The 9928-nt window shown below is 44.7% G+C and carries 5 protein-coding genes; 1 reads left to right on the forward strand and 4 read right to left on the reverse strand.

The annotated features are described in order from the left end of the window. Positions 1–189: 189 nt before the first annotated feature. Both BTW00_RS13615 and BTW00_RS13620 read right to left on the reverse strand, forming a co-directional pair. Positions 190–936: a siderophore-interacting protein gene (locus tag BTW00_RS13615; RefSeq protein WP_075107856.1), complete on the reverse strand. Its 747-nt coding sequence runs from the start codon at positions 934–936 to the stop codon at positions 190–192. Between the two features lie 186 nt (positions 937–1122). Continuing rightward, positions 1123–3300 (reverse strand): TonB-dependent siderophore receptor, encoded by a 2178-nt coding sequence (locus BTW00_RS13620; protein WP_083603668.1) that lies wholly within the window; start codon positions 3298–3300, stop codon positions 1123–1125. 432 nt (positions 3301–3732) lie between these two features. Here BTW00_RS13620 and BTW00_RS13625 point away from each other — a divergent pair, with 432 nt between their 5' ends. Next, positions 3733–5235 (forward strand): PepSY domain-containing protein, encoded by a 1503-nt coding sequence (locus tag BTW00_RS13625; RefSeq protein ID WP_075107857.1) that lies wholly within the window; start codon positions 3733–3735, stop codon positions 5233–5235. A gap of 104 nt (positions 5236–5339) precedes the next feature. Here the strand turns inward: BTW00_RS13625 and BTW00_RS13630 are convergent, their stop codons facing one another. After that, a complete protein-coding gene (locus BTW00_RS13630) occupies positions 5340–7097 on the reverse strand; it encodes a multidrug ABC transporter permease/ATP-binding protein (protein WP_075107858.1) in 1758 nt (585 codons plus the stop codon). Between the two features lie 211 nt (positions 7098–7308). Next, positions 7309–9630, reverse strand: coding sequence for a TonB-dependent siderophore receptor (locus tag BTW00_RS13635; RefSeq protein WP_083603669.1), 2322 nt, complete (start codon positions 9628–9630; stop codon positions 7309–7311). Positions 9631–9928 lie beyond the last annotated feature (298 nt).

A 9928-nucleotide genomic window follows, 5' to 3' on the forward strand; every position in this document is an offset into this window, starting at 1 on the left:
TATTTGCCGTATGCGTTCTTCTGTTATTTGTCATTGCTATTAACACTGCTGTTTGGCTTTACGGGGCTGACGATTAGCCGAGTGGATAAAGAAGCAAAAGTCGCCGAAGCATAATAGGTGATGATTTATAAAAAGACGCGGCTTATATAAGCCGCGTCTTTTGCATTTAAATATTCATTAAATAAGCTTTTATTGATCTGCCGTTAGGGCATCCTGACTTTTCACCACTTTATGCTGATCCTCTGTGCTATCGACTTTCCAATAACTAGACACATATAGATGCGTCTTTGGTACATCGCGCTCAACTTTGAAGTATTGGCGCAATACTCGCATACTATGAAACTCGCAAGCCGCCCAAACCGCGGGCTGTCCCTCAAGCCAAGTCAGTGATTTGACGCAGTCAAGTAATGGACTGCTGTCTGCATTTGGATGAGGGTTGACCACCCATTGAATCTCGACGTTATCTGGTTTTTTGAGTGTTTGCTGGTCTGCCTCAGTCGTCACTTCAAGCACGGCATAGCCGCGAGCATCGGCAGGCAATTGTGCCAAATTGACCGTGATCGCTGGCAATGCTGTCATATCACCGACCAATAAAAACCAATCGGCGTCATTGTTGATGAGTTTTTTTGGGCCAGGGCCGCCCACCAATATTTGATCGCCAGCTTTAGTGTTGCGTGCCCATATCGACGCAGGACCTTCAGCCTCATGTAATGCAAAATCAACGTCTATCTCATCATCACGCTGAGCGCTGACGGTATAAGTGCGTACTAAGGGCCGAGCATCCTCACCCTGAGGGAACATCAGTTTGATATAAGCGCTTTCTTGATCTACGGGGAAATCCGTCAGCCCCGTACCACCAAGCGTGACGCGGCACATATTTGGGGTGAGGTATTTGCTACCGATCACATCGAGTAATCTAGGGGTAGGTTTTGCCATTTGCTATGTCCTTCTTTTGTAGCATGTAACGATAGTGCGCAAAGCATGGTTTGTTATCATCTGATAGCTTGTAAGGCTAGCATATTACTTTGATGATCGACTATCTTAAAAATGTATGGGTAAAAATGGTTTTAGAAAGTGGATGATTTTGTTAATAACCGTCTTGCTAAGTTCAAAAAATCAGGTTTAAAAACTGGCTTTTAGGCTGACCGACATTTCACGCTCAGGCCCCATCCAGCAGTTCTCGGTATCATAACAAGCACCAACATAGGTCTTATCAAACAGATTGTTGATACTCGCGCCGACAGCGAGCATTGGGTTGATCTGATAATTACCGCCAATATCGACCAACGTCACGCTTGGTAGCTCATCTGAGTTTTGCTTGTCAATCTGTATGCCGTCTTCGTAGCGAATGCCAGCATTGAGAGTGAGTTTGTCTGTCGCATAGTAGTCGGCCCATAGCGTGGCTTTGTGCTTAGCCGTTTGGGCAGGGGTGTTGCCGACCACGTCAGGGTTGAACTCATCTTCTGTGATTTCAGCATCGGTGTAGCTGTAGCTTGCAGCCACGTCTACCCAGTCGTTAAGCATGCGGCTACCTGATATCTCAAACCCTTGTGATTCAATCTCACCCGTCTGAACTTTTTGTCGATAGTCAGCGGGATTGGTTACGACGACATTTTGCTGTGTGATATCAAACACTGCCAGCGTTCCTTTGGTCGCACGATCTGGAGACAAGTACTTCACTCCAGCTTCGAGCTGATCCGCAGTGCTAGGGTCAAAGGGTTCATTGGTAATAAAGTTGCTACCAACCACAGGCTGGAACGACTCTGAATAACTAACAAATGGTGAGAGTCCATTGTCAAAATCATAAATCGCAGCAAAACGGCCGCTGGTCTCTGATGCATCATTACCAAACGTTTCGTTATTATAAACTGCACCTTGAGAAGCGTCAGTTTGCTTAGTCGTACTCTCAAAGTTATCGTGACGTAGTCCGGCGACAACGGTTAAATATTGCCACTTCATTTCGTCTTGCACATAGAATCCAAGCTGGCTTTGTTCGATATCTTGCGTCTGGCGATAGGTATCCAGCGGTAGCGTAGCCGTATTGATCTGTGAGAAGTCTGGATTAGACAAGTCAAGATTTGGCGTGCCATTTGCACCAGCATCATAGTAAATCGCGCTGCTGTCTGTTTCTTGATATTCAGCACCAAACAATAAGTTATGTGAGGTGTTGCCAGTATCAAATGTATAGGCCAGTTGATTGTCTGTGGTCCAGTTATTCATGTTCTCATCAGTGGTATAGGCGACGCGATTGAGAATCGTGTCACTACCTTCTACAAACCCTCTATTATACATATTGCGTTGCTGCGCTTCGGCATCGGTATAGCGCGTGATGTGTTTAAAGGTCAACTGATCATTGATGTCCCAGTTGACGGTGACGCTTGGCATGAATACTTCTTTACTAAAGCGATTCCACTTGTCGCCTGCATAGGCGTCACTACCCAATTTGCCATAGCTTGCCTTGTAGACAGTGCCGACAGCAGGTAATGGGGTAGAAGGCACCATTTCTGGATCGTCTTGATAAAACAGGTTAGCAAGTACAGACACATCATCAGTCGCCTGCCACTCAAGCGACGGGTTAATCAACAATCGCTCTTCTTCTGTGGTCTGCATCTGACCATCTTTTTGTCGCTTCAACGCCACCAACCGATAGTTCAGCGTATCTGTGATAGGGCCTGTGCTATCGACGGCCACTTCTTTTAGATTTTGGTTACCCAGTCGTAGCTGTACTTCATTTTCTTGAGTGCTCTTAGGGGCTTTGGCGACTTGGTTAACCATGCCGCCTGGTGAAGCATAGCCGTATAGCGAGGACGCTGGCCCTTTCACCACTTCGACCGCTTCAGTCGCATAGACATCGACTTGTGGCATCAGATTCCAAGCGCCATCGTAGGGCAGTCTGAGTCCATCATAAAAGTTTGAGTAGGTTTTAAACCCGCGGATGTTGTACTCATCAAAGATAGAGACCGTGCCACGACTCTCAGTGCTTACGCCTGGCTCATAGCGTAGAGCAGCATTGACACTATCCGCTTGGCGTTTTTGTAAAAGGTCTTGATCAATTCTGGTATAACTCATTGGTGCATCATTGGGGTCTAAGGCAGTTTTGGTGCCAGTACTACGATAGCCATCTGAATAAACGGTAATTGTATCCAAGGTAGCTGATGGTGTAGCAGCCTCATCGTTTTCAGTATTGTTTGTCGTCTCTACAGCGTAAGCGGCGTGACTCATACCCATGATCAGGCCAATTTGTACTGCTGTGGTGAGATATTTTTTGCGAATAACGTTAGTGGTTAGATGAGACCGCATCAGATTTCCTCTTGGACTAAAATGATTAAATGTTATTTGTGACAGTTAAAGCAAATTTACAACGACGCTAATAATAACACTAATGATAATTATTATCATTAAAAAATTACAAAGAGACAATTTTGAGAAGTATTTGCACTATTAATAAGAGGCTAAAAACAGAGTATTTCGAATAAAGTCACGCAGACTTGCTGTTTTGTGCGATGTATTTTAAACGATGGTTTTTGTCAGGTTTTTCTCGTATTATGCAGCAGCATTCTGAATACAATTATTTACAGTAGAATTTTACATCGCTGTATCGACGTCACTGTACGGCTTTATTCTAGCTCGCTTCGAGACTCTTTAAAATTGGTCTTGTAAGCAGATATACCATTATTATCGATAGGTTTACGTTGTTCACTGAGCAACCAAAGATTGTTTAAGGTCACATTTATGGACACACCCTCCAACCAATCTACCAATAACCAACGCTATTTTACGGTATGGCGTTGGCATTTTTATGCAGGGATGTTTGTCGCGCCTTTTTTAATTATCCTAGCGTGTAGCGCACTTGGTATGCTGTTTATGTCCAATACCGCAGGCCGTGATAATGACCGTTTAACCGTCGCTATTCCAGAATCGACAGTTCAGGCTCCCGTCGCGACGCAAGCAAAAAACGCGCTAAGCACCTTACCTGACAGTACACTGATTAAATATATCGCTCCTCGTGATACGGATACGGTTGCCTTGTTTCAGATCAAGTCAGCAGATCACGATAATATGGTGGCAGTGAACCCTTACACAGCCGACATCGTTGCTAGTCGTCCTGCCAATAGCAATCTGTACTATACCTTTGACAGTATCCATAGTGATTTGCTGATTGGTAAATTTGGTGATTATCTGTTAGAGACGGCTGCTTCATTAACGATTTTGCTGATATTGTCGGGCTGGTATCTATGGTGGCAAAAACGCAAATCCATCAAAGCCATGCTTATTCCTAATGACACTGCGCCTAATAAGAAAAAACGCTCATTTATCCGTATTATTCATGCCACGCTCGGTAGCTGGATATCTGTGTTACTGCTGTTTTTTTGTATATCAGGAATGGCGTGGGCAGGTGTATGGGGCGAGAGAGTCGTGCAAGCATGGAGCCAGTTTCCTGCAGGGAAATGGGGCGTGGCACCAGTGCCTGTCTCTATCGACCACAGTCAGCATCACGCTGGTATGGATATGGACAATGCCGATGCTGCGCCCCATGTTCATGGATCGACGCCCGCTGTCGTGCCTACGCATGGCAGTGTCTTGAACTCGGGTACAGCCAAAGAAGTACCTTGGGTGCTTGAGCTGACACCGATGCCAGTATCTGGCACGACCATGGGGAAGGATGGTATTACGCCTAATATACCCATTATGATTGATACCGTAGATCGATTTGCTCGTGAAATTGGGTTTAACGGGCGTTATCAATTAAATCTGCCCCAAGGCAGTACTGGCGTTTGGACGATTAGCCAAGACTCCATGAGCTACGATATGAAGAGCCCAACGGCTGATCGCACGGTACATATCGACCGCTATTCGGGCAATATCTTGGCGGATATACGCTATGATGATTACAATGCTTTTGGTAAGTTTATGGCGGCAGGTCTCGCACTGCATATGGGTACGCTCGGCTGGTGGAGCTTACTGGCCAATGTGCTGTTTTGTCTATCGGTGATTGCCATGTGTGTGAGTGGCTATGTCATGTGGTGGCAGCGTCGTCCGCGTCATGCCAGTGAGCATAGCGGCCTCAACCCGCCAGCTCGTGGGCAGCATTTTACCGTTTGGTGGCCGCTCGCTATTCCTTTACTGGTTGTGGCTATCATATTCCCAACCGCCATCATTGCGATTGTAATTATTGCCTTATTGGACTTTTTAGTGATTTCTCGCGTTGGGTTTTTGCAGAGATTATTAAAGTAAATAAATAGTGCAAAAAATCCTTCTTATCTAAAAAAGCGGGGCATCTTGTCAGAGATGCCCCGTTTCTATTATTGCCCTTTAGTGACTCTGTGCTAAGCGAGCACTTACGCCAACATAGCAATGGCATCTTTACTGGCACGTTGTCGCTCTTCAGCGTTGAGCTCAATGAGGCGGCCCTCTTTCATTAGTAATAATCGATCCGCATGCTCAAAGTAACCGTCATCATGACTGATAATAAACAGCGTTTTCCCCAGTGCTTTTAACTCAGGGATTAGGGTTTGATAGAACACGCGGCGAAACGCAGGATCTTGGTCCGCGGCCCACTCATCAAGTAGCAAGATGTCTTTTTGTTCGGCGATGGCGATTAGCATCGCCAAGCGTTTGCGCTGACCTTGCGACAGCTTATCTGTAGAGAGTTTATGGTCAGCCACACTTATTTTATCTTGCAAGTTCAATTTATGCAGCCACGCATTGACCAGTGCTTCGTCTGGCTGCTGTCCTTGTCTGCCAATCAATTGCTTAAAAATATGCTGATCGCTAAAAATAGCAGAATACAACTGTCTATAATCAGCATTATTCTGTGAATCAACGGGCTGTTTGTCGATAGTTACCGCACCTGTGGTAGGGGTGAAAATGCCTGTAATAATCTTGGCAAGTGTCGATTTGCCGCTACCATTCGCCCCGATCAGAAACACCACATCGCCTCGTTGTAGTGTTAGATTAACGTCTTTTAAAATATTACCAGAGTGATCGCTGTCTTTAGCTATTAATGTCTGAGCATCAGTATCATTGCTATTACTGGCATTATCACTGGCATTCGAAACATTGTTATTGGAAACATCGTAGCGATAGTTAACATCAGTTAGCGAAATGGTTTGCCAGTGTCGGCTGGTGTTGTCCGTTCTAAATAAAGGTTGGTACTCAGCCAGTTCTAGCGACTGTATTTTGTCTAGGGCGACTTGAGCCGTCTGTAGTGTTGGATATGCACCGACGGCGTGAAGCAGCGGCGACTGCATAAATAGAATCGTTAAAGAAAAAGTGGTGGCGATGCCCATCGAGATGCCGAGATAATTTGATATGGCAAATATCACCCCAATCGATGCGAACATCATAATATTTGACCAGTTCACCGCTGATAAATGAAAAGTATCAGACTTGGTGACAGTCTTTTCATAGGATTTAGCATGGGCCAAAAAATCATCTGTATACAGTTTTTCTGCTCGGTGTTGGTTAAGTGCCAGCTCTTTACGACCTTCTATAATCGATTGATAATCCTGATATAAGACGTCATTAATCTCTCTCAACTTTGTCAAATGTGTATAGACATGCTTGACCAATAGGGTGCTTATCCAAATCGTCATCGCAATCCAAAACATGACAATCAGCAGTAATGGTAGCGACAGCCAGCCCAGATATAACCCCACACCAACAGAGAGGATAACGCCTTGCACCAACTCCGGCATCCGAACAAAGGCGACGGTAATAGACTGAATATCTGAGGATAGACTGGCAAGTAACCGCGCACTACCCAAATGATCTATCTGAGGAACGGTGGTATCGATGATTTGTTTGACCAGCTTGGTTCTGAGCTCATAGACAAACTTGTGCCCCAAACGGGTGAGTGCATATTGCGATACGAAGGTAGTCAGCAGCAACAGCAGCACGAGCAGAGCAAACTGCCCTAAGCTCGACCATGATAAGGTTGTCAGCTCAGACTGGCTGATAAAGGTTTGGTTGATATAAGCAATGATACCCACACTGACGGCAGCATTGATTAAGTTGAGTAAAATGACTTTTAGAAAGGGCAGACGATACTGTGCCCAAATCATATGATGTAGAGAAACGCTGGCACGAGAGGACATAGTGACTCAGTAATAGTATGGATGTTTGATGGCATAAAAGGGAATAGGTCACACCTAATCCCTTTTACTGAAGTTAGTTAGATAAGTACGTTTTATAGTCAATTCTCTATAAAAGAATTACAGCGTTAACCTCGCTTCCAGTATCACATATACATCTGCACTGGGCTGCCTTGTACTACTTTTAAATTGAATCAACTATAGCTGATATATGTTAAAAATTGAATGTGGCTGACACTTTTAAGGCCGTTGGCTCACCTGCATTTAGATAGCCTGAATCTGCATAACCGCCTACTGACTGCCAATAATCTTCACCCGTGACATTGGTTACCACGCCTTTTAGAGTAACGTCTTGTCCTGCTAGCATAGTGCGATAGCGTGCACCAAGGTCTAAGGTCGTATAACCATCAACCTTTAAGGTATTGGCATTATCCGAATAACGAGAGCCTGTGTGGATAATATCGCCCGTTAATGTCAGTCCTTCAACTGCGGCTAAATCATACTCTAAGTTGACATTGCTCTGTAAGGTAGGCACACCAATCACTCGATTGCCATCTAATGCACTATCACCGGTGTCTTTTTGCTCAGCACTTAAGTAAGTAACACCAGCATTGAGGCGCATGTTTTCACTTGGGCTACCAAAGACAGTCAACTCCACACCTTGATGGCGGTTTTCTCCAGCCGCAGTAAACGTATTTGAGTTGTTGATATAAGCACGTGGTTCATCAGTTCGGAAGACAGCGAGACTACTGCCAATCATGCCATTGTCGTATTTCACACCCAGTTCAGTTTGCTCACTCACGTACGGATCTAGATTTTGACCACCATTAGTGACAGCGTCATTATCGTTAGTTAGAGGCGCTCTTTTACCTGGTGCTAGACTTTCGATATAATTACCATACACAGACCAGTCCATGTTCGGTTGATAGACAATACCGATACTTGGGGTCCACTCACTCTTATCGTAATGAGCCGTTTCTGCCTGCGTGTTGAAATCATAGCTGGTGGTTTTGATATTTTGATGACGCACGCCTAATGTGGTTTTTAATTTGTCATTAAATAGAGAAAAAGTATCTGCTAGGGCAAAGCTTTGGAACTGCTTTTTATTGGTTAATTTGGGGTCGTCTAAATTTCCACCTAAGACTGCTGTGCTTGTAAAAGGGACTTCAGTGTAGTCGGTTGGGTTGTACAAATTGGTTGCGAGTTGGTTACCAAAATCAAAAGCGTAAGCGCCTTTTTCTTCTTGATCATAAAGATCAGCGGCTAGTACCCAATTGTGATCAATCTTACCTGTTTGCCATTTACCACGCAGACCGAGCTCGGCGCTTTGTACTTTATCTTCTCGAGTATTGTCAAAGCGATAAACTGTACCCGCACCATCAACGTTGTTGACAGTTAACGTGGCTAGTGAGTTTTCTTCCTCGCCACTTCGCACACCGTAAGCACCATAAGCGGTGATATTGTCATTAAAGTCATATTCTCCTCGAATCGTACCAAAGACATCCTTTTCATCTGAGTAGGTCCAAGGCTGCGCCCAATTTTTTGAGCCGTCTGGCGCTTTTGGTACACTAGACACCCCACCAAGATTGACACTAGGACGAGTCTCTGACAGCTTATTGTCTTGCCAGCCTAAATCTGCTGATAGGCGATACTGATCCCCTCTATAGTCCAAACCAAGGGCAGCCAGACCCAAGGTCGACGACTCATCATCGATAGCACTGTCACCATCTTGATAAGCAGCATTAAAACGAACACCAATAGCATCATCGCTACCAAAGCGATCACTGACATCTACCGCGACCTTACCTTGGTCACCTTGACCATAACCAAGCGTCACTTCACGTAGTGGCTCATTACTAGCACGTTTCGGTAATAGGTTAATCGTACCACCAGCATTGCCGCCACTGGGTGCTGCACCATTTAGCATGGCAGAAGCGCCGCGCTGGACTTCCACCCGTTCAAACAATTCAGTTGCAATGTACTGTCTTGGTAAGATGCCGTATAGACCATTGTACATGGTGTCATCTGATGTGGTGATGAAACCGCGCATAAAGTAGGCTTCTTGAAAGTTACCAAAACCCCTTGCCACGCGGACGGTTGGGTCTTTTTTGAGTAGATCGCCTACACTTTGGGCTTGCTGATTGGTAATATATTCATTGGTGTATGAGGTGGTAGAAAACGGCGTATCCATGATGTCTTGGTTACCCAAGATTCCGACGCGGCTACCGGTCGCAACTTGGCCACCTTCATAAGCATCTGGCAATCCATCCGCTGAAGCATCAGCGCTACTAGTGACGACGATAGTATCAAGTACCACATTAGGAGTGGTTTGAGCATCTACATCATCTGCCTGTGCCCATGCCGATTGACTCGTTGTTAATACGATGACAGAAGTAGATAGACAGGTTGAGCATAGTGTCTTTAAAGAGAGGGATTTAGTCGATACCAATCTAGAAGGTATAGATGCTAATCGTAGAGAAGAACCAGATACATTCGAAAGATTAAATAACGCAGCAGATAAGCGAGACAGTTGCATGAATATTTCCAGCATGTAATTTAAATCGTTATTATATTGATAATAATTTTCATTATCAATATTATTGCGGAACTAATGCTAAATATATTTTCAGGTTAAAATTTTAAATGTATTATTTATATTGCCAATAGTGGTCTTGCCTGCTCAACTTCTTGTTTTGAAATGTAGGGCGTGTTGAACATTCGACCATGGCACTGACAGCGACTATTTTTTAGGCGATTCGATGTTAAAAATAATAAGTTTAGTCACTCTAAGCGCTTATTTTTAACGATGAAGCGGCAAAAAAGAGTCCTGTCCC

The sequence above is a fragment of the Psychrobacter sp. C 20.9 genome (assembly GCF_001921765.1).
GTDB classification, from domain to species: Bacteria; Pseudomonadota; Gammaproteobacteria; order Pseudomonadales; family Moraxellaceae; genus Psychrobacter; species Psychrobacter piscatorii_B.

Coding starts and splice junctions, on each gene's coding strand:
- BTW00_RS13615 (WP_075107856.1), bottom strand. CDS start 936: ATGGCAAAACCTACCCCTAGATTACTCGATGTGATCGGTAGCAAATAC.
- BTW00_RS13620 (WP_083603668.1), bottom strand. CDS start 3,300: ATGCGGTCTCATCTAACCACTAACGTTATTCGCAAAAAATATCTCACC.
- BTW00_RS13625 (WP_075107857.1), top strand. CDS start 3,733: ATGGACACACCCTCCAACCAATCTACCAATAACCAACGCTATTTTACG.
- BTW00_RS13630 (WP_075107858.1), bottom strand. CDS start 7,097: ATGTCCTCTCGTGCCAGCGTTTCTCTACATCATATGATTTGGGCACAG.
- BTW00_RS13635 (WP_083603669.1), bottom strand. CDS start 9,630: ATGCAACTGTCTCGCTTATCTGCTGCGTTATTTAATCTTTCGAATGTA.